Genomic DNA, 19,644 nt, shown 5'->3' with positions numbered 1-19,644 from the left:
TCCGGTCGTGGGTCCTGTCGCAGGCCCGGTCGCACGGGAGGGCCAGGGGTGGTGAACCCGGCACTCGGGGCGGCTACTTCAGGCCGATCGCCCGGCACGCCGCCTTGTAATCGGCCGTGCAGATGTCCGACAGCTTGTAGATGTCGTCCGCGACCACGGTGTCCTTGATGTTCTCCTTGGTGAGCGCGACCACCGGCACGAGCTGCGCCGGGATGCCCTTGTCGGTGGGGCTGTCGACCTTGTCGCGGGTGAGGGCGGCGAACTGGATGTCCCGGCCCTGGACCTTGGCGACGGCCATCTCCGCGGCGTTCTCCGCCTCCTGCGGGTAGGACTTGTACACGCTCATGTACTGCTCGCCGCTGATGATCCGCTGCACGGCCGGCAGCTCCGCGTCCTGCCCGGTGATCGGGGGCAGGTCGCTCACTCCGGCGGCCTCCAGCGCCTTGACGATGCCGCCCGCCATGCCGTCGTTGGCCGAGTACACCGCCGCGATGTTGCCCTTGCCGATCTTCGCGATGGCCTTCGCCATGTTGGCTTCGGCGTTCTCCGGCTTCCAGTCCGTGGTGTCGAAGGACTCGGCGATCGTCACCTTGCCGTTCAGCTCGGACATCGCACCGGCCTTGAACTGCTTGGCGTTGGGGTCCGTCGGCGAGCCGTTCATCATGACGATCTTGTCGGACAGGCTCGCCTTCTCGCCGATGGCCTCCAGCACGGAGCGGCCCTGGACCTCGCCGACCAGCTCGTTGTCGAAGGAGATGTACGCGTCGATCGGGCCCTCGGCCAGCCGGTCGTAGGCGATGACCGGGATGCCGGCCTCCTTCGCCTTCTTCACGCCCTCGGCGATGGCGTGCGAGTCGACGGCGTCGAGCAGGATCACATCGACCCGGTCGTCGATCATCTGCTGCAGCTGGCCCGCCTGCTTGTCCGCGCTGGCCTCGGCGTTGGCGTACTCGACGCGCCCCTTGTCGTTGGTGAGCGACTCGACCTTCCGCTTGATGATCGGGTAGTCGAAGTTCTCGTAGCGCGTGTTCGCCTTCTCCGGCAGCAGCAGTCCGACGGTGATGTCGTTGCCCTTGGCCGGGCTCGCGTCGTCACTGCTCCCCGTCGCGTTGAGCACGCCGCAGCCGGCGAGCGTGACGGACATCGCGGCGGCTGCCACGGATATGGAGATGGGACGACGCATGCGGGAGCTCACTTCGCGTGTGATTCGGACGTGGGCACAGCTTTGCGGCCCATGTGACTGAAAAGCCAACGCGGAGGCGCCCCCCAGCGTCAAGCGGAACCACTTAACGAGATGGCAACACCACGCTCCGCAGTGGTTGTGAAGACGGTGCGGAATCGCCTTCAAGCGCTCTGCACCGGTCAATCATGGACAGGAGACCATGCGCAATCGGGTCAAGGCACGCGAAAGGGGCCGGGAGTCGACTCCCGGCCCCTTCACGCACTGTCACGCGGGCGCGTGGATCAGTCGGACGCCTGCTGCCGCTTGGGCCGCCACACCACCAGCGCGCTGGTCTGCTGCACCTCCTGGTACGGCACCAGGTCGCGGCGGTACGACGCGTGCACCGCGGCCTCGCGCTGGCGCATCGCCGCCGCGGCCCCGTCGAGCGCGTCCTGCATCTCGGCCACCCTCGCCTGGAGCGCGGCCACCTGGTTCTCCAGTTCGATGATGCGCTTGATACCGGCCAGGTTGATGCCCTCGTCCTGCGACAACTGCTGGACGGTGCGCAGCAGTTCGATGTCACGGGCCGAGTAGCGGCGGCCCCGGCCAGCGGTGCGGTCGGGAGAGACCAGACCCAGCCGGTCGTACTGGCGCAGGGTCTGCGGGTGCAGGCCGGACAGCTGGGCCGCCACCGAGATGACGTAGACCGGGGTCTCCTCGGTCAGTTCATACGGATTGCGCCGACGACCGTCCATCTGACTCATGCTCCCTTCGCGGCCTGGAACAGATCCGCCCGCGGATCCTCATCCGCGGTCGCCTCTCGGTACGCCTCGAGTGCGTCACGAGCCTTCCCCGACAGGTCCTTCGGAACACTCACCTCCACGGTGACCAGGAGGTCGCCGCGGGTGCCGTCCTTGCGGACCGCGCCCTTGCCCCGGGCGCGCATGGTACGCCCGTTGGGCGTGCCCGGCGGCAGCTTCAGCGTGACGGGCGGGCCGCCCAGGGTGGGCACCCGCACCTCGCCGCCGAGGGCCGCCTCGGCGAAGGTCACCGGGACGGTGACCGTGAGGTTGTCCTCCTTGCGGCCGAACACCGCGTGGGCGCCGACGTGCACGACCACGTAGAGGTCGCCCGCCGGTCCGCCACGCTCACCCGGTGCTCCCTTGCCGCGCAGCCGGATCCGCTGGCCGTCGCTGACGCCCGCGGGAATGCGCACCTGCATGGTCCGCGAGGACTTGGCCCGGCCGCTGCCCTTGCAGACCTCGCAGGCGTTCTCCGCGATCAGGCCGCGGCCCTTGCAGTCCGGGCAGGGGTCGGTCAGGGAGAAGCCGCCGCCGCTGCCCCGGGCGACCTGCCCGGTGCCGACGCAGGTCGGGCACACACGCGGTGTGCCGTTCTTGTCGCCGGTGCCAGAACAGGCCTTGCAGGGTGACTGCGACGACATGCGCAGCGGGACGGTGGCGCCCTCGATCGCCTCCGTGAAGCTCAGCGTGACCTCGGACTCGATGTCCTGGCCGCGCCGCGGCTGCGTGCGCGTCCCCGCGCCCGCGCCACCGCGGTTGAACAGGCCCCCGAAAACGTCACCGAGCCCGCCGCCGAAGCCGCCGGCCCCCTGGCCGCCGCCCTGGGCGCCGCCTCCGAAGAGGTCGCCCAGGTCGAAGTTGAAGGAGCCGCCCGCGCCGCCCGGCCCCGGGCGGAAGCCGCCGTTGCCGAACAGGGCGCGCGCGTCGTCGTACTCCTTGCGCTTCTTGGGGTCGCCGAGGATGTCGTTGGCCTCGGAGATCTCCTTGAAGCGCTCCTCCGCCTTGACGTTTCCCTTGTTGGCGTCCGGGTGGTTCTCGCGGGCGAGCTTCCGGTACGCCTTCTTGATCTCGGCCTCGGTGGCGTCCTTGGGGACGCCGAGGACCTTGTAGTAGTCCTTCTCGATGAAGTCCTTGGTGCTCATCCTCGACGCCCCTCCTTCCCTTCGTCTATGACGTCAGCCCTCGTCCGGGCCACCGCTCTCCTTGTCGTCGGCGTCGGCGGACTCGTCCGCCTTGACCGTCTGCGCCCCCGGCTGGGGTTCGGCCACGGCCACCCGCGCGGGGCGGATGGTGCGCTCGCCGATCCGGTACCCGGGCTGCAGAATCGCCACGCACGTCGTCTCGGTGACGTCCGGTGCGTAGCTGTGCATCAGGGCTTCGTGGATCGTCGGGTCGAAGGGCTCGCCCTCCTTGCCGAACTGCTGCAGGCCCATCTTCGCCGCGGTGCTCTCCAGCGACTCGGCGACGGACTTGAAGCCGCCGACCAGTTCGCCGTGTTCGCGCGCGCGGCCGATGTCGTCGAGCACGGGCAGGAGCTCGGTCAGGAGGTTCGCGATGGCGATCTCCTTGACCGCGATCCGGTCGCGCTCGACCCGGCGGCGGTAGTTCTGGAACTCGGCCTGGAGGCGCTGGAGGTCCGCGGTGCGCTCGTTGAGCGCCGTGCGGGCCTGGTCCAGCTGGGCCACCAGAGCCACGTCCTGGCCCGTGTCCCCGGCCGGGGCCGCCCCCTCCTCCGCGGAGGGGGAGGCGGCCTTCGGCTCGGCGTCTTCGGAGGTGGCGCCGGAAGGGACGTCGGGCTGCTGCTCGTCGAAGCCCGGGGTCTCCTCCGTCACGCGGCACCGTCCTTCCGGTCCTCGTCGACGATCTCGGCGTCGACGACGTCGTCGTCAGCGGCCTTGGCACCACCGGCGTCACCGGCGGGACCACCGGCCGCCTGGGCGGCATTGGCGTCCGCGTACATGGCCTGGCCGAGCTTCTGCGAGACGGCCGCGACCTTCTCGGTGGCGGTGCGGATCTCGCCGGAGTCCTCGCCCTTGAGCTTCTCCTTCAGCTCGGCGACGGCCTCCTCGACCTCGGTCTTGATCTCGCCCGGGACCTTGTCCTCGTTGTCCTTGAGGAACTTCTCGGTCTGGTAGACGAGCTGCTCGCCCTGGTTGCGGGACTCGGCGGCCTCGCGGCGCTTGTGGTCCTCCTCCGCGTACTGCTCGGCCTCCTGGCGCATGCGGTCGACCTCGTCCTTCGGCAGCGAGGAGCCGCCGGTGACGGTCATCTTCTGCTCCTTGCCGGTGCCGAGGTCCTTCGCCGTGACGTGCATGATGCCGTTGGCGTCGATGTCGAAGGAGACCTCGATCTGCGGGACGCCGCGGGGCGCCGGCGGCAGACCGGTCAGCTCGAACATCCCGAGCTTCTTGTTGTACGCCGCGATCTCGCGCTCGCCCTGGTAGACCTGGATCTGCACGGACGGCTGGTTGTCCTCGGCCGTGGTGAAGATCTCGGACCGCTTGGTCGGGATCGTGGTGTTGCGCTCGATGAGCTTGGTCATGATGCCGCCCTTGGTCTCGATACCGAGGGACAGCGGGGTGACGTCGAGGAGCAGGACGTCCTTGACCTCGCCCTTGAGGACACCGGCCTGCAGGGCGGCGCCGATGGCGACGACCTCGTCCGGGTTGACGCCCTTGTTGGCGTCCTTGCCGCCGGTCAGCTCCTTGACGAGCTCGGCGACGGCGGGCATACGGGTGGAGCCGCCGACCAGGACGACGTGGTCGATCTCGCTGATGGAGATGCCGGCGTCCTTGATGACGTTGTGGAACGGCGTCTTGCAGCGCTCCAGCAGGTCCGCGGTCAGCTGCTGGAACTGGGCGCGGGTGAGCTTCTCGTCGAGGTGCAGGGGGCCCTCGGCGGAGGCGGTGATGTAGGGCAGGTTGATCGAGGTCTCGGTGGACGAGGACAGCTCGATCTTCGCCTTCTCGGCGGCCTCGCGCAGACGCTGCAGGGCCATCTTGTCCTTGCCCAGGTCCACGCCGTGGCCGGACTGGAACTGCTGGACCAGGTAGTCGACGATGCGCTGGTCCCAGTCGTCACCACCGAGGTGGTTGTCACCGTTGGTGGCCTTCACCTCGACGACGCCGTCGCCGATCTCCAGCAGCGAGACGTCGAACGTACCGCCACCGAGGTCGAAGACCAGGATGGTCTGGTCGTCCTTGTCGAGGCCGTACGCCAGGGCGGCGGCGGTCGGCTCGTTGACGATGCGCAGCACGTTCAGACCGGCGATCTCGCCGGCCTCCTTCGTGGCCTGACGCTCGGAGTCGTTGAAGTACGCCGGGACGGTGATGACCGCGTCGGTCACCTTCTCGCCCAGGTAGGCCTCCGCGTCACGCTTCAGCTTCTGGAGCACGAAGGCGCTGATCTGCTGCGGGTTGAAGGGCTTCCCGTCGAGCTCGATCTTCCAGTCGGTGCCCATGTGACGCTTCACGGAGCGGATGGTCCGGTCCACGTTCGTGACCGCCTGGCGCTTGGCCACCTCTCCGACGAGCACCTCACCGTTCTTGGCGAAGGCGACGACGGACGGCGTGGTCCTGGCGCCCTCGGCGTTGGTGATGACGGTGGGCTCGCCGCCCTCCAGAACGCTGACGACGGAGTTAGTCGTGCCCAGGTCGATGCCGACCGCACGTGCCATGGTTGATTCCTCCAGCTGACTTGAGTGGAACGGACTCAAGTGTGCACGACGGCTCCCCAGCGGTCAACAGAGCTGAGTCGGGCAGGCTCAACTCTTATCCGCTCCTTACACGCAACGGCGCTCTGACCTGCGTCGATACGCTGCGTCGAGGGCCGTGCACGGGTACACGCGAGAGGGTGAACACCACCACGAGCGCCCCTCCCGCCACCCACCACAGGGCGCCCGCTCCGATCCAGCCGGCATGGGCGAGTACCCCGACGAGCATCCCCGACAACGCCGCGATTCCCAGCAGCAGACTCGCCCCCGGCGCGGTCAGACCGAGCCGCCGCAGCCGGTGCGCCAGATGGTCGGGACCACTGCGCGTGACACTGCGCCCGCCCAGCCGCCGCGACGCCAGCACGAGCACGACGTCGGCGGCCACCACGGCGGTCAGCGCGAACAGGACACCCGCGCTCTCCCCCAGCCCGAATCCGGCCCGGGCGTACACGGCCCCCACGGCGATCACGAACCCCGCGGCCATGGATCCGCAGCCGCCCAGCGCCACGCGCGCGGGATGCCAGTTGTGGAGGAGGAGGCCGGTCAGCGCGGCGGCCAGCACGCTCGTCAGCCCCGCGATCCCGTCCATCACCTCGACGGCCGCACAGGCCGCCGCCCCGAAGGCGGCGACCACCCCGACCGTACCCGCCAGCCCGTCGGCGTGATCGAGCCCCCGGAATCCGGACACCACCGCCACGACCCACACGACGGCCAGCAGCCCGGTCCCGATCCCCGTCTCGCCGTACGGCACGACACACGCCGCCGCCACGGCCGTGCCGGCGGCCAGCACCCGCCGCCGCAGCCGCAGCACGTCACCGGCGAGCCCGAGCAGGGCGACGGCGCCCGCGGCGACGAGCACACCCCGCGTCTCGCCGGAGGACGGCGCGACTCCCAGCCATTCCCCGCCCCCGACGACCAGCCCGGTGACGAGCACGACGGCCAGACCCCCGGACAGCGGCACGTCCCGCTGCCGGCGCCGCTCGACCAGGCGCAGCCGCAGGGCGGGGGCCCGCAGGGCGGCGGCGAGCACGGCGGTGAGGACGAGGGCGGTGGCGGCGGCGGTGATCCCGTAGAGCACGGATATAAGTTAGGCGGGACTATGACATTTCGGTATGAATAACACGACGGGACGCACGACGAGATTCACGGGATGTACGCCATGACGCGCGACGGCGCGCGTGACGGATCACGTCCGGAGCCGGTCCGCTCTGAGGCAACCCTCAGCGATTCAGATCACTGCCCACCCGGCTACAGTGCGGCGGAGGATGAGGGTAGTCTCAGACGGACTGCATAAGTTACCGCTTAGTAATTTCGGGGAACCTGGAAAACGACAGGTCACCCCGACGAACCCCCTCGCAGGCCCGAGGAGCCCCCATGCAACTCGCCGCGATCATCGTGTCGCTGGTACTGACCGTGGTCGGCGTCGCGCTGCTCGCACGCGCGATCGGCCAGTTCGTCCGGTATTTCAAGCTCGGCCAGCCCGTACCCGCGGGCGCCCGGACCGACAACCCCTACCAGCGCAGTGTGACCCTGGTGCGGGAGTTCCTCGGCCACACGCGGATGAACCGCTGGGGCATCGTCGGCGTCGCCCACTGGTTCGTGGCGATCGGCTTCCTGACGCTCCCGCCGACCATCATCACCGCCTACGGCCAGCTCTTCCAGGCCGACTGGACGCTCCCGGTGATCGGCGGCTTCCTGCCGTACGAGCTGTACATCGAGTTCATCGCGGCGATGACCACCCTCGGCATCGCCACACTGATGGTCATCCGCCTGCTGAACCTGCCCTCGCGGCCCGGCCGCAAGTCGCGGTTCGCCGGTTCGAAGATGGGCCAGGCCTACTTCGTCGAGTACGTCATCCTCACCATCGGCCTCGCCATCTACGTGCTGCGCGGCCTGGAGGGTGCGCTGCACCACGTGGACCACTACGAGGCGGCGTACTTCGCGTCGTACCCGCTGATCCTGGCCTTCAAGGGCCTCAGCGTGGCCGCCCTGCAGAACCTGGTCTACTTCTTCGCGATGATCAAGCTGGGCACGACCATGATCTGGATGATCACGGTCTCGCTCAACACCAACATGGGTGTGGCCTGGCACCGCTTCCTCGCCTTCCCGAACATCTGGTTCAAGCGCGAGGCGAACGGCGGCACGGCCCTCGGCGCGCTGCAGCCGATGACCTCGGGCGGCAAGCCGATCGACTTCACCGACCCCGGTGACGACGACGTCTTCGGCGTCTCCCAGGTCGAGCAGTACTCCTGGAAGGGCCTGCTGGACTTCTCCACCTGCACCGAGTGCGGCCGCTGCCAGTCGCAGTGCCCCGCCTGGAACACGGGCAAGCCCCTCTCCCCCAAGCTGCTGATCATGTCGCTGCGGGACCACGCGCACGCCAAGGCGCCGTACCTGCTGGCCGGCGGCGGCAAGACGATGGAGGGCGAGGAGAAGGCGTCCGAGGAGGCCCTGAAGGACGTCCCGGCCGCCGCCCTCGCGGAGGCCGAGCGCCCGCTGGTCGGCACCGCCGAGGAGAACGGCGTCATCGACCCGGACGTCCTGTGGTCCTGCACCACCTGCGGCGCCTGCGTCGAGCAGTGCCCGGTCGACATCGAGCACGTCGACCACATCGTCGACATGCGCCGCTACCAGGTGATGATCGAGTCGTCGTTCCCGTCCGAGGCGGGCACGATGCTCAAGAACCTGGAGAAGAAGGGCAACCCCTGGGGCCTGGCGAAGAAGCAGCGCCTGGAATGGCTCAAGGAGGTCGACTTCGAGGTCCCGGTCGTCGGCAAGGACATCGAGGACCTGTCCGAGGTCGAGTACCTCTACTGGGTCGGCTGCGCGGGTGCCCTCGAGGACCGCGCCAAGAAGACCACCAAGGCCTTCGCGGAACTCCTCCACATCGCGGGCGTCAAGTTCGCGATCATGGGCGGCGACGAGAAGTGCACCGGTGACTCCGCCCGGCGTCTCGGCAACGAGCCCCTTTTCCAGGAGCTCGGCATGGAGAACGTCATGGCGCTGAACATGGCGTTCGGCGAGGAGATGGACGACGAGGGCAAGGTCGTCGCCGAGTCGGCGAAGCCCAAGTCGGCCAAGAAGATCGTCGCCACCTGCCCGCACTGCCTCAACACGCTCGGCAACGAGTACCCGCAGCTCGGCGGTGACTACGAGGTCATCCACCACACGCAGCTGCTGCAGCACCTCGTCGACGAGGGCAAGCTGATCCCGGTCACGCCGGTCGAGGGCATCATCACGTACCACGACCCGTGCTACCTGGGCCGCCACAACAAGATCTACACGCCGCCGCGCGAGATCATCGCCGCCGTCCCCGGCGTCCGCAACGAGGAGATGCACCGCCACAAGGAGCGCGGCTTCTGCTGCGGCGCGGGTGGCGCGCGCATGTGGATGGAAGAGCGCATCGGCAAGCGCATCAACAACGAGCGCGTGGACGAGGCACTGTCGGTGAACCCCGACATCGTCTCGACGGCCTGCCCCTTCTGCCTGGTCATGCTCACGGACTCCGTCAACGGCAAGAAGAACGACGGCAAGGCCAAGGAGTCCATCCAGGTGGTGGACGTGGCCCAGCTGCTGCTGGACTCGGTGAAGACGCCGGTCCCGGCGGAGGACGAGGGCGACGGCTCGAACGACGACGACGGCGAGCCGCCGGCCGGCACGTCGGACTCCACGAGCACGCCGGAGCCGGAGCCGGTGAAGTAGCCGGTCCCACCTGGTCGTTCCGACCTCTTCGCAGCCCCCTGCCCGATCTTCGGGCAGGGGGCTACGGCGTTCCCCTGCGAGTCATCGGGCAGGACAGCCCTGCGGGTCATCCGGCGGGACAGCGGAGCGACGGGTCCGGAAGAGTGCGATGCCTCGCCGCCTCAGCGGGGCATCCAGCGGTCCACCTCCCGCGCCCGGGTGTCCAACGCGGTGAGACGAGTGGCCGGCGCGGGTCGGGGATGGCCGGGTACCTGCACGTCGGGCTGGACTGCACCAGCCACGGGGCCGAGTCCTGGAGGCGGCAGCTCCACCTCGATCCCGGCGCGCCACGCGAGTGCGACCGCCGTCGCAACGAACCCCTCTGAGAGCGCGAGGATCACGGAGTGTCCCGTCCGGCCGTGCCAGGCGACCAAGCGGCGTACGAACGCGGCGTACACGGCCGGATCGACCTCCAGTGTGTCCGGGTCGCCCTCGTGCCGGTGACCTACCCCCGAAGGCATCCCGAGCTCCGCCTCGAAGACCTCGAGCTGCCGTAGGAAGAGGCGGCCGGCGCCGTTCGAGGGGTTCCACAGCGTCTCGTCACCGACGTCGAAGTACATGCTCATCGTCGCTCCCCCTGCTCGGTTGTCCCGGTGCGATGACTGGCCACTACCCGGTTCGGGGCCGGACCGGCGTGGCGGGGCCGCCGCGTCGTTGGCAAGAAGGCCGGCCGGCAGTTCGCCGCCATGGCCCGTCGCGGCTTCCGGCTGGTCCCCGCGACGGGCGAGGCCCAGGTGACGGGCCGGTGCCGGCTCGGGGGTCCCGCTCTGCTCGACCCCGGGACGGCCTGGCCCGAACTGAGCGGCGTCCCGCTGTCCCTGCACGCCGTTCTGGACACCGACGCCCTCGCCCCCTGGCTGGGTTCCCAACTGCCCGTGCGGCCCGGCCTGCTGAACTTCTTCTACCTGGACCCGGACCTGCCGTACGAGGAGTACCGCGAGCTGGACGTGTACCAGCCCGGTGTGTGGCGCGTCATCCCCGCCGACCCGGCCCGGGCGGTCGCGGTCACTCCGCCCCCTCCCGCGCGCAGTTACCCGGCGACGCCCGTCCACGCGGACGAGGTGACCATGCTCCCGGACTGCTGGGACGTCGAGGACGGCGACCTGGACTACGACAGGGACGAGCACTGGGCGGTGTCCTCGCTGTTCCTCACCGAACTGGCGGACCTCGACGGCAACACCGCCGGCAGCCACTGCGCCTTCGGCTGGCCCGACACCTCGCACACGCTGCCGGTGTCGTCCCGGGACGCCAAGGGCACGCCGGCCGTCCATCTGCTCCAGCTCGCCGAGGACACCGACCTGGGGTGGGGCTGGGGCGACGCCGGGACGCTGTACTTCACCATCCCGGCGGAGGCACTCGCGGTCGGCGACTTCGACGGGGCTGTGGCACAGCTCATCTGCGGCTGACTCGACGCGTGGCAGTCGCGGGGGCTGACGGAACGGGTGAACTGCCCTGCAGCAGCACTAGTTCTGTTTTGAAGGTTCCATCGGTGCCGTGCCTGGGATCGAATGGTTATCAGGGTGTGACATCCGCACAATCGCCGGAACATCAGGCCCGGAATCATGGCTTCCGTCACAGCCTGCCCGATCTTGGTCTGCTTCTGTTGATCTCGACCACACCCGCACGCGCGCCCCTCCCGCCTTGCCAGGGCGGGCAGTTGCGCGTGCGCGCACCACCCTTGAGAAACAACGGGGACAGATGTTCACCAGAACGACCGACCGGATCCTCTACACGCGCGGCACCGCCATGCTCGTATCCGCCCTCACCGCGGGCGCGATCTTCACCGCGAGCACCGGTGCGCACGCCACCGAGGCCACCCCTCGCACCACCGCTCCGGTCTCCACCGGCATCACCGCACCGGTCTCCACCGGCATCACCGCACCGGTCTCCACCGGCATCACCGCATCCGCATCCGCATCCGCCTCCGCCTCCGCCGACTCCGGCGACGACGCCGACGACGCCCAGTGGGAAGCCCTGCTCAACTCGATGCTGTCCGTACCCGAGGACGTGCTGGCGCAGGGGGACGAGGCGACGGCCGCCTACCTCAAGCAGCAGCAGAACCGGAAGCCGGGGCAAGCCCTGGTCGGCTTCGGATGGCCCAGCTTCGGCTGCATGGGCGCCGTCGCGGTCGCCATCGGCACCAACCTCCTGCCCGCCGCCAAGATGGTGAAGATCGTGAAGGTGGCGAAGCGCGTCGGGGTCAAGCGGATCGTGAGCGCGATCAAGGCCATACGCAAGGGCAAGGGACACACACTCGCCAACGACCTCCAATGGGTCGGCGCCCAGCTCCTGGGACTCGAAGGCGTCAAGGCAGCCTGCCACTAGCACCGACCGGAGGCTTCGACATGCTGGCAGCGAACATCGTCTTCGCCTGCGAAACCCTGCTGGTCGTCACGGGCATCATCTGGATGCTCACGGTCGTCCGCACCCGGGCGAGGGTCGCCGGGGCCGAGCGTCCCCGGCTCGGCCTCATCCAGCCGACCGGCGAGCTGCTCACCGCCGCGGCGCTCAGCCTCGGCGCGGGGTGGGTCGTCACCCGCCACGAGGTGTCCAACCTGCTCGTGCTCGCCATCCTCGGGATCGCTCTCCCGGCCATGGCCGGCATGGCCCTGGCGCTGATCATCCGCCAGGAGGAGTCGCCGCTGCGCAGCGCCCGCGGCTGGCCGGTCCTGCTCGTGCCCGTCGTCGGAGGCGCGACCGCCGGTCTGGCACCTCACCTGTTCTGAGCGCGGAACAGCCGTTTCAGCCGTTTCCGGGCACGGCCGTGCGACGAATCTCAGGGGAGAAGGGGCTTCCGCTGCAGCGTGGCCGGCCCCGTCCAGGCCCCCACGAGCTCGCAGGCCCACCGCGCCCCGCCCAAGACGCAACCCGCCCAAGACGCAACCCGCGAATCAACCGAACTCACGTACAACCCTTACGTCCCTCCGCAGGTCTCTTGATCGCCGACCGGCCGTGAACCCCCGGACCATTCCCGGAGAACACGGACGGCCCGGCCCTCCATCGATTTGTGGATGTCCGCCAGGCATCCCCGCATGCAGACCCGGAGCCCCGCCTTGCGCAAGCGCACCCTCCTGCTGGCCGCCGCCCTCACCACCGGCCTGCTCTCCGCCACCCCCGCCACCGCCGCCCCCTCCGGTCTCGCCGGGGACTTCAACGGCGACGGTTACCGGGACATCGCGACCGGCGCCCCGTGCACCACCGTCGGCTCGGCCTCCTGCGCCGGTGCCGTGGTCGTGCTGTACGGCTCGGCGTCCGGTGTGTCGGCCACCCGCAAGGCCGTCATCACACAGAACTCCACGGGCGTGCCCGGCACCGCCGAGTCCGGCGACCTGTTCGGAGCCTCCCTGGCCACCGGCGACCTGGACCGGGACGGCTACTCCGACCTGGTGGTCGGCGCCGGCGGCGAAAGCGTGGGCGACCGGGACAGCGTCGGCTCCGGCACGGTCCTGTGGGGCGGCAAGTCCGGCCTGGCCGGCGGCAAGGGCCTGCCGCAGCCGAGCACCCTCGCCGAGTACGGCGGCTTCTCCCGCGGCATCGCCACCGGCGACTTCGACGGCGACGGCGACCTCGACGTCACGCTCACCGGCCAGAGCCACACCCGCCTCTACCAGGGCCCCTTCACCAAGACCGGCGGCCCGCTGACCGACTCCCGCGTCGGTGAACTCGGCACCACCTCCGAGGTGATCGCGGGCGACCTCACCGGCGACGGCGCGGCCGAGCGCGTCTACCCGTTCACCGTCGACGGCGACTCCGGCGGTCAGATCCTCTACTTCCGCTGGAACGGCATGACGCACAAGATGGCCGAGCTGCCGAACGCCGACGGCACCCAGGGCGCGATCGGCGACATCAACCGCGACGGCTACGGCGACCTCGTCCTCGGCGACTCCGGGGACCCGTACGAGCACAAGCCCGGCGGCCACGTCGGCGGCCAGATCACCGTCTGGTACGGCGGCCCGAACGGCCCCGACCCGGCGCAGCAGCCCACCGTCGTCCACCAGGACACCGCGGGCGTGCCCGGCGCGGGCGAGCCGGACGACGGTTTCGGCATGTCCGTGAGCACCGGCGACATCAACGGCGACGGGTACGCCGACGTCGCGGTCGCCGCCCCGGGCGAGGACCTCGGTTCGGCGACGAACGCCGGCTCGGTGACCGTACTGTTCGGCTCCGCGTCCGGCCTGAGGACCAGCAGCGGCGTGAAGTCGTACACCCAGGACACCGCCGGCGTGCCCGGCTCCGCCGAGTCCTGGGACCAGTTCGGTTCCGCGGTCGACCTGACCGACGTGACGAAGGACGGCAAGGCGGACCTGTCCGTCGGCGTCTACGGCGAGAACAGCACGGGCGGCCTGTGGTTCCTGCGCGGCTCCGCCTCCGGCCTGACCACCAGCGGCGCGCAGGGCATCACCACCGGCGCCCTCGCCCTGAACTCCGGCCTCTACTTCGGTTCGGCCATCGCCCAGTGACGCCCCGTCGACCCTCCAGTGAGGCACGTACGCCCATGCGCTCCCGTATCGCTTCCACCGTCCTCGCCGCGGCCCTGACCCCGCTCGCGCTCGCCCTGTCCGTCCCGGCCGCGCACGCCGCGCCGGCCGCCGCACCCTACGACTTCAACGGCGACGGCCGCGCCGACCTCGCGATCGGCGCGCCGGGCGCCACGGTCGCCGGGCAGGCGCGGGCGGGGGCCGTGACGGTCGTCTACGGCAGCGCGAGCGGCCCGAAGACCTCCACCCGGACGCTGCTGACGCAGAACACGGCCGGGATGCCGGGCGCCGCCGAGGCCGACGACGCCTTCGGTTCCGCCCTCGCCTCCGCCGACCTGAACACCGACGGCTACGCCGACCTGCTGGTCGGCACGCCCGGCGAGGACGGCAGCGACAACAACGACGGCACGGTCACCATCGTCTGGGGCTCGGCGTCCGGCCTGTCCGGCGCCCGTACGCTGTTCAGCTTCTTCAGCACCGACTACGACCGCTACGGCCAGGCCCTGGCAGCGGGCGACTTCGACGCCGACGGGGACGTGGACGTCGCGGTCGGCTCCACCGGCCCCGTCACACTCTCCCTCGTGGCCGGCCCGATCACCCGGTCCAGCTCCTCCAACGGCGGTTCCGGCTCGGGCAACGACTGGTGGGCGTCCGCGAACGGCGTCACCCACCTCTCCTCCGGCGACGTCACCGGCGACGGCCATCCCCGCGTGGTCCTGCACGGCCGCGCCGCGCACGACGGCGCCGCCACCACCGCTCTCGCCGACATGAAGATCAGCAACTACACCGACTGGCTGCAGAGGCTGCCCTCCGGGTTCGTCTCCGCCGTGGGCGACATCGACGACGACGGCCACGCCGACATCGTCGTGGGCAACGACCGGGAGACGTCCGCCGACCCGGGGGGCACCCTCGGCGGCCGGGTCACCGTCGTCTACGGCGGACCCGAGGGACCGGACCCGGGCCGCGCCCTGCTCACCCTCACCCAGGACACCGCCGGTGTGCCCGGCGCCTCCGAGAAGGGCGACCGCTTCGGCAGCGACGTCTCGCTCGGCGACGTCAACGGCGACGGATACGCCGACCTGGCGATCGGCGCCGCGGGCGAGAACGGCTCGGCCGGCGCGGTCACCGTGCTGTACGGCTCGGCGTCCGGCCTCACCACCAAGGGCGCGACGTCGTACACGCAGAACACCACGGGTGTCCCCGGCACCTCGGAGAACGGTGACCGCTTCGGCGAGCGCGTCACGCTCACCGACCACACCGGCGACCACCGCGCCGACCTGTCCGTCTCCGCGCCCGGCGAGAACTCCGGCGACGGCGCGGTCTGGTCCCTGCGCTCCACGGCGACCGGCCCGGCGGCCTCCGGCTCGACGAGCTTCGGCCCGGGCACGACAGGCATCTCGACGTCCGGCGCCCCGGGCTACGGCACGGCACTCAACTCCTGACCACACCGCCGAGCACCCTCGCGGTCGGCGTGCCGCACGAGGACGTCGACGGCGGGACGGACCAGGGCAGCGTCCATGTCTTCCGCGGCGGCTCCGGCGGCCTCGGCGGCGCGTTCTCGCTCCTCGTGGATCGCCCTGCCGGAGCTGGGCGCCCCCTTCCCGGCTGACGCCGGGCGAGTGGCCCCGGCACATCCGCCGGGGCCACTGCGGCGGGCCCGGGTGCGCCCGGCTCACTCCGTCGGCCCCGGGGCGAGGCCCGTACGGCCGAACCCCGACACCCCACGGACTCCCAAAGGCCCTTCCCCTTAAGGGATGTCACAGCTCGGCCGCAAAGCCGGGCCCGGAAGCCCGGGCCCGGCACACCACCGCCGGGGACCAGGTACGTTCGAAGACGTGGCTGGATTCAGGATCGGACGCGGCCGGAACAACGGCGCTCCTCAGACGCGACCGCACAACCCTCCGTACGGGCAGCAGACGCCGCAGGGACCGTCGTACGGCTCCCCGCCGGCGCCGCAGCCGTACCCGCAGCAGCAGCCGTACGGCAACGGCGGCGGTCCCACCTGGCCGCAGCCGAACGCCGGACACGGCGGCGGCTACGGCGGACAGGGCGAGCCGGAGTACTTCGGCGACGGCGCGTACCCGCCCGGCCCGCAGGGTCCGGCCGACCCGTACGCGGCGAACAACCCGGGCCACACCCAGGCCTTCTCGGTCGGCGACGACCCCTACACCCAGGGCGACACCTACCGCGCCGGCTCGGCGGCCCCGGCGCCCGGCCCGGTCGGCCCGCGCCTGCACTGGAAGGCCCTGCTCCGGGGGGTCGTCCTCGCCCCCAGCCAGACGTTCCTCCAGATGCGGGACTACTCGATGTGGGGCCCGGCCCTCATCGTCACGTTCCTCTACGGTCTGCTCGCCGTCTTCGGCTTCGACGGCGCCCGCCAGGATGCGATCAACGCCACACTGTCGAACGCGGTGCCGATCGTCCTGACGACGGCCGTGGCGATGGTGCTCAGCGCGTTCGTCCTGGGCGTGGTCACCCACACCCTGGCCCGCCAGCTCGGCGGCGACGGCGCCTGGCAGCCCACGGTCGGCCTGTCCATGCTGATCATGTCCCTCACGGACGCGCCCCGCCTGGTCGTCGCCATGTTCGCGGGCGGCGACGCGACGTTCGTCCAGCTGCTGGGCTGGGCCACCTGGGTCGCGGGCGGCGTCCTGCTGACCCTCATGGTCAGCCGCTCCCACGACCTGCCCTGGCCGAAGGCACTGGGCGCGTCGGCGATCCAGCTGATCGCGCTGCTGTCGATCGTGAAGCTGGGCACGGTCTGATTCCCTGCGCACACGACAGAGGGGCTCCCGGAGGAGCCCCTCTCTCGTGTCCGATCCCGCTGGTCAGGCGTCGAGCACCTGCCCGGCACGCCGCACCACGGGCCCCTCGACGGACCACGGGAAGTTGATCCACTGATCGGTCCGCTTCCAGACGTACTCGCACTTCACGAGCGACTGCGACTTCTCGTAGACGACGGCGCTGCGCACCTCGGCGACGGTGTCGAGGCAGAAGTCGCGGACCAGCTTGAGCGTCTTGCCGGTGTCGGCGACGTCATCGGTGATCAGGACCTTCTTCTCGGAGAAGTCGATCACGTTCGGGACGGGGGCGAGCATGACGGGCATCTCGAGGGTGGTCCCCACACCGGTGTAGAACTCCACGTTCACGAGGTGGATGTTCTTGCAGTCGAGGGCGTAGGCGAGCCCGCCGGCCACGAAGACGCCGCCGCGGGCGATGCTGAGGACTATGTCGGGCTCGTAGCCGTCGTCGGCGATGGCCTGCGCGAGCTCGCGCACGGCGACGCTGAACTTCTCGTAGGTCAGGTTCTCGCGCACGTCACTCATGCCTGCGTCACTCACGATCGGGTCGCTCACACCTGGGTCCGGTGGAAGTTGAGGAAGGACCGGGAGGCGGTCGGCCCGCGCTGCCCCTGGTACCGCGACCCGTACCGCTCGCTGCCGTACGGGAAGTCGGCGGGCGAGCTCAGCTTGAACATGCACAGCTGCCCGATCTTCATGCCCGGCCAGAGCTTGATGGGCAGGGTGGCGAGGTTGGACAGCTCCAGGGTCACGTGCCCGCTGAAGCCCGGGTCGATGAAGCCGGCCGTGGAATGCGTGACCAGCCCGAGCCGCCCCAGCGAGCTCTTGCCCTCCAGCCGGGAGGCGAGGTCGTCGGGCAGTGTGATGACCTCATACGTGCTGGCGAGGACGAACTCACCGGGGTGCAGGATGAACGGCTCGTCCCCCTCCGGCTCCACGAGCCGGGTCAGATCGGCCTGTTCGATGGCGGGGTCGATGTGGGGGTACCGGTGATTCTCGAACACCCGGAAGTAGCGGTCCAGCCGCACATCGATGCTCGACGGCTGCACCATCGCGTCGTCATACGGATCGATCCGCACCCGCCCGGCGTCGATCTCGGCCCGGATGTCCTTGTCTGAGAGAAGCACGCCCCGAGGATACGCAAGGCGCGCGGAGCGACCACAACCGGACGTCTCCGCGCGCCTTGTGCCTGTTGCTGTCGTGCTGTGTCCGTCACCTGCCGCGACGGCTGCCGCCGCGGCTGCTGCTGCCGCCGCTAACGCTTCTGATAGCTGACGGGCACCACGCTCCGGAGCCGCGCACATCGCGGGCACCGAAGCAGCCGCCCGGGGCCGAGTCGCTCGGCCTGCTGCATCGGGAACGAAGCGGTGCTGAACACGTGCCCATCGGCACAACGGACGACGGTGCGCTCCATCAAGTCCAAGAGTCCCTTCCCCAAGAGCCGCGTCTGGCTGTTGCTGCCTGACGACAAAAGCCACAGTACGGGATCAAAGGGACGGCCCTACAGGCGGCACTCCGGTCCCGCCCGGGCCCTCTTACGCCCCTCCACCGTACGCCCCAACTCCGTTCCCCCGCAGCCGCATCCCATCCCTGGAAACGCCCTCAGGCCTCACGGCGCGAACGCCGGAGGCCTGAGATGAGGTACAGTGAGCGAGCATTCGGACACCGGCTCGTCGGCGTCTTACGCGGGTGTAGTTTAATGGTAGAACATCAGCTTCCCAAGCTGAGAGCGCGAGTTCGATTCTCGTCACCCGCTCCACTAAGAAGGCCCAGGTCAGAGACCTGGGCCCTTGTGCTGTCCGCTGTGATCACAGCAGCCGCGTGCCAGATCCGTGCCAGAACGCTTGTCGGCGGCCTTCCGTGCAGCCTCCTCGCGGGCCTTCCGGACCGTGACGTCGAGGCCGGCGGCGACCTCTTCCTGGCGCTCGTCGTCGGAGTGCTGATAGATCAGCGCGGCCTTCTCGGACGACTGCCCGGCGCGCACCATCGTGTCCTTCAGGGTGGCACCGGAACGGGTGGAGAGGGTGTGCCCGGTGTGCCGCAGGCCGTAGAACCGGAAGCCTTCCGGCATGCCGAGGATCTCCCGGGCCTTCCGCCACTTCCGCCCGAAGGTGCTGCGCCGGAAGGGAGCCCCCTTCTCACCGACGAAGAGCAGCCCGTCCGGGCCTGGCTCGGCGTAGGACTCCAGATGCCAGCGGAGCTCCCGACGGAGGAACGCGGGAAGAATCACAGTCCGGGTGCCTGCTTCGGACTTGGTGTCGCCCTGGACGCGGCGCCCGTTCATCCGCTCCGGCTCGGCTAGGCGGACGCGGAGCCGTAAGTTGGCGAGGTCGACGTCTCGGCGCCGGAGACCGGCCAGCTCTTCCGGTCGAAGCGGACCGTAGGCGCCAAGGTAGACCATGAGCCGCCGGCGCATGCCGATCGCGTTGGCGAGGGCATCCACCTGGTCGACGGTGGCGATACGCCGCTCAGCGGCCTTCTCCTTCCCTGCACCCTTGATACGGCAGGGGTTGCGCGTGATCAGTTCGTCGTCCACGGCGGTCTCCATGATGGCCTTGAGGAGCCGGTACGCCTCGGCCGTCATCGTCTTCGCATTCGTGGTCCGCAGCCGATCCGCCCGCCACTCGCGGACAAGCGGGGCGGTGATTTCGTCCAAGTCCGACTCAGCGAAGGGGAACAGATACTTGTCGAGGAGGTAGCGGTAGAGGTCACGCGTGAGCGGCGCAAGCTCCCGTTCGTCGACCCACTTGTCCGCGTAGGCCCGGAAGCCAACCGCCCCGGAATCAGGGTCACGCCACTCACCACGACGAATCTCGGTCCGCTTCTCGGCGAGCCAGTCACTGATCGGTGTCCTGATCACCCGGGCCGCGCCGTTATGCCTCCCACAGGCTCCACGAAGACGACGTAGGTGCTCCGTGGGCCGCCTTGGCACTCTTACTGCGCGGGC

Annotated in this window: 18 protein-coding genes and 1 tRNA gene; 9 read left to right on the top strand and 10 right to left on the bottom strand. The window is 70.0% G+C overall.

The genetic code is table 11. The annotated features are described in order from the left end of the window. Positions 1 to 73: 73 nt before the first annotated feature. From ADK65_RS14110 to ADK65_RS14085, 6 genes are all read right to left on the bottom strand, one after another. Positions 74 to 1,195: a substrate-binding domain-containing protein gene (locus tag ADK65_RS14110; protein ID WP_053670422.1), complete on the bottom strand. Its 1,122-nt coding sequence runs from the start codon at positions 1,193 to 1,195 to the stop codon at positions 74 to 76. Positions 1,196 to 1,464: 269 nt separating this feature from the next. Then, on the bottom strand, positions 1,465 to 1,917 hold the full coding sequence (locus ADK65_RS14105; RefSeq protein ID WP_053670421.1) for a heat shock protein transcriptional repressor HspR: 453 nt from the start codon (positions 1,915 to 1,917) through the stop codon (positions 1,465 to 1,467). Positions 1,918 to 1,922: 5 nt separating this feature from the next. Then, positions 1,923 to 3,107: a molecular chaperone DnaJ gene (gene dnaJ / locus ADK65_RS14100; protein WP_053670420.1), complete on the bottom strand. Its 1,185-nt coding sequence runs from the start codon at positions 3,105 to 3,107 to the stop codon at positions 1,923 to 1,925. Positions 3,108 to 3,140: 33 nt separating this feature from the next. Further along, on the bottom strand, positions 3,141 to 3,797 hold the full coding sequence (gene grpE, locus ADK65_RS14095) for a nucleotide exchange factor GrpE (protein WP_053670419.1): 657 nt from the start codon (positions 3,795 to 3,797) through the stop codon (positions 3,141 to 3,143). Further along, positions 3,794 to 5,641 (bottom strand): molecular chaperone DnaK, encoded by a 1,848-nt coding sequence (dnaK, locus tag ADK65_RS14090; RefSeq protein WP_053670418.1) that lies wholly within the window; start codon positions 5,639 to 5,641, stop codon positions 3,794 to 3,796. Before dnaK ends, grpE begins: the two co-directional genes overlap by 4 nt. A gap of 94 nt (positions 5,642 to 5,735) precedes the next feature. Next, complete coding sequence (locus ADK65_RS14085; RefSeq protein ID WP_053670417.1) at positions 5,736 to 6,755, bottom strand: glycosyl transferase; 1,020 nt, start codon at positions 6,753 to 6,755, stop codon at positions 5,736 to 5,738. A gap of 296 nt (positions 6,756 to 7,051) precedes the next feature. Between ADK65_RS14085 and ADK65_RS14080 the strand changes: the two genes are divergently transcribed. Next, a complete protein-coding gene (locus ADK65_RS14080; RefSeq protein ID WP_053670416.1) occupies positions 7,052 to 9,379 on the top strand; it encodes a (Fe-S)-binding protein in 2,328 nt (775 codons plus the stop codon). Positions 9,380 to 9,540: 161 nt separating this feature from the next. On the opposite strand, the gene ADK65_RS14075 is transcribed toward ADK65_RS14080, so the two are convergent. After that, a complete protein-coding gene (locus ADK65_RS14075; protein ID WP_053670415.1) occupies positions 9,541 to 9,984 on the bottom strand; it encodes a DUF6086 family protein in 444 nt (147 codons plus the stop codon). Between the two features lie 120 nt (positions 9,985 to 10,104). Between ADK65_RS14075 and ADK65_RS14070 the strand changes: the two genes are divergently transcribed. From ADK65_RS14070 to ADK65_RS14045, 7 genes are all read left to right on the top strand, one after another. Next, positions 10,105 to 10,824, top strand: a complete 720-nt coding sequence (locus tag ADK65_RS14070; protein ID WP_078955956.1) for a DUF1963 domain-containing protein — start codon at positions 10,105 to 10,107, stop codon at positions 10,822 to 10,824. Positions 10,825 to 11,116: 292 nt separating this feature from the next. Next, a complete protein-coding gene (locus ADK65_RS38555; RefSeq protein ID WP_053670413.1) occupies positions 11,117 to 11,743 on the top strand; it encodes a hypothetical protein in 627 nt (208 codons plus the stop codon). Positions 11,744 to 11,763: 20 nt separating this feature from the next. Continuing rightward, positions 11,764 to 12,144, top strand: a complete 381-nt coding sequence (locus ADK65_RS14060; protein WP_053670412.1) for a hypothetical protein — start codon at positions 11,764 to 11,766, stop codon at positions 12,142 to 12,144. A 327-nt stretch (positions 12,145 to 12,471) separates the two neighbouring features. Next, a complete protein-coding gene (locus tag ADK65_RS14055) occupies positions 12,472 to 13,878 on the top strand; it encodes an FG-GAP-like repeat-containing protein (RefSeq protein ID WP_053670513.1) in 1,407 nt (468 codons plus the stop codon). 35 nt (positions 13,879 to 13,913) lie between these two features. Then, complete coding sequence (locus ADK65_RS14050; protein ID WP_053670411.1) at positions 13,914 to 15,338, top strand: FG-GAP-like repeat-containing protein; 1,425 nt, start codon at positions 13,914 to 13,916, stop codon at positions 15,336 to 15,338. A gap of 29 nt (positions 15,339 to 15,367) precedes the next feature. Next, a complete protein-coding gene (locus ADK65_RS38550) occupies positions 15,368 to 15,505 on the top strand; it encodes a hypothetical protein (protein ID WP_159038781.1) in 138 nt (45 codons plus the stop codon). A 145-nt stretch (positions 15,506 to 15,650) separates the two neighbouring features. Beyond that, positions 15,651 to 16,661, top strand: coding sequence for a Yip1 family protein (locus tag ADK65_RS14045; RefSeq protein WP_053670410.1), 1,011 nt, complete (start codon positions 15,651 to 15,653; stop codon positions 16,659 to 16,661). 63 nt (positions 16,662 to 16,724) lie between these two features. On the opposite strand, the gene ADK65_RS14040 is transcribed toward ADK65_RS14045, so the two are convergent. Together ADK65_RS14040 and dcd are read right to left on the bottom strand one after the other, a co-directional pair. Then, entirely contained in the window at positions 16,725 to 17,222 is a 498-nt protein-coding gene (locus ADK65_RS14040) for a phosphoribosyltransferase (protein WP_053670512.1), read from the bottom strand. Positions 17,223 to 17,248: 26 nt separating this feature from the next. Beyond that, the gene (gene dcd / locus ADK65_RS14035) at positions 17,249 to 17,824 is read right to left on the bottom strand and encodes a dCTP deaminase (protein ID WP_053670409.1); all 576 of its coding nucleotides are present in this window, start codon (positions 17,822 to 17,824) and stop codon (positions 17,249 to 17,251) included. Positions 17,825 to 18,382: 558 nt separating this feature from the next. On the opposite strand from dcd, the gene ADK65_RS14030 reads away from it, so the two are divergent. Beyond that, positions 18,383 to 18,456 (top strand) — tRNA-Gly (locus tag ADK65_RS14030). A 15-nt stretch (positions 18,457 to 18,471) separates the two neighbouring features. Here the strand turns inward: ADK65_RS14030 and ADK65_RS14025 are convergent. Further along, positions 18,472 to 19,557, bottom strand: coding sequence for a tyrosine-type recombinase/integrase (locus ADK65_RS14025; protein WP_053670408.1), 1,086 nt, complete (start codon positions 19,555 to 19,557; stop codon positions 18,472 to 18,474). Positions 19,558 to 19,644 lie beyond the last annotated feature (87 nt).

It is taken from the genome of Streptomyces sp. NRRL B-1140 (assembly GCF_001280065.1).
Taxonomy (GTDB): domain Bacteria; phylum Actinomycetota; class Actinomycetes; order Streptomycetales; family Streptomycetaceae; genus Streptomyces.
Note: the sequence above shows the minus strand (reverse complement) of the source record. Positions and strands in the feature narration are given on the sequence as shown.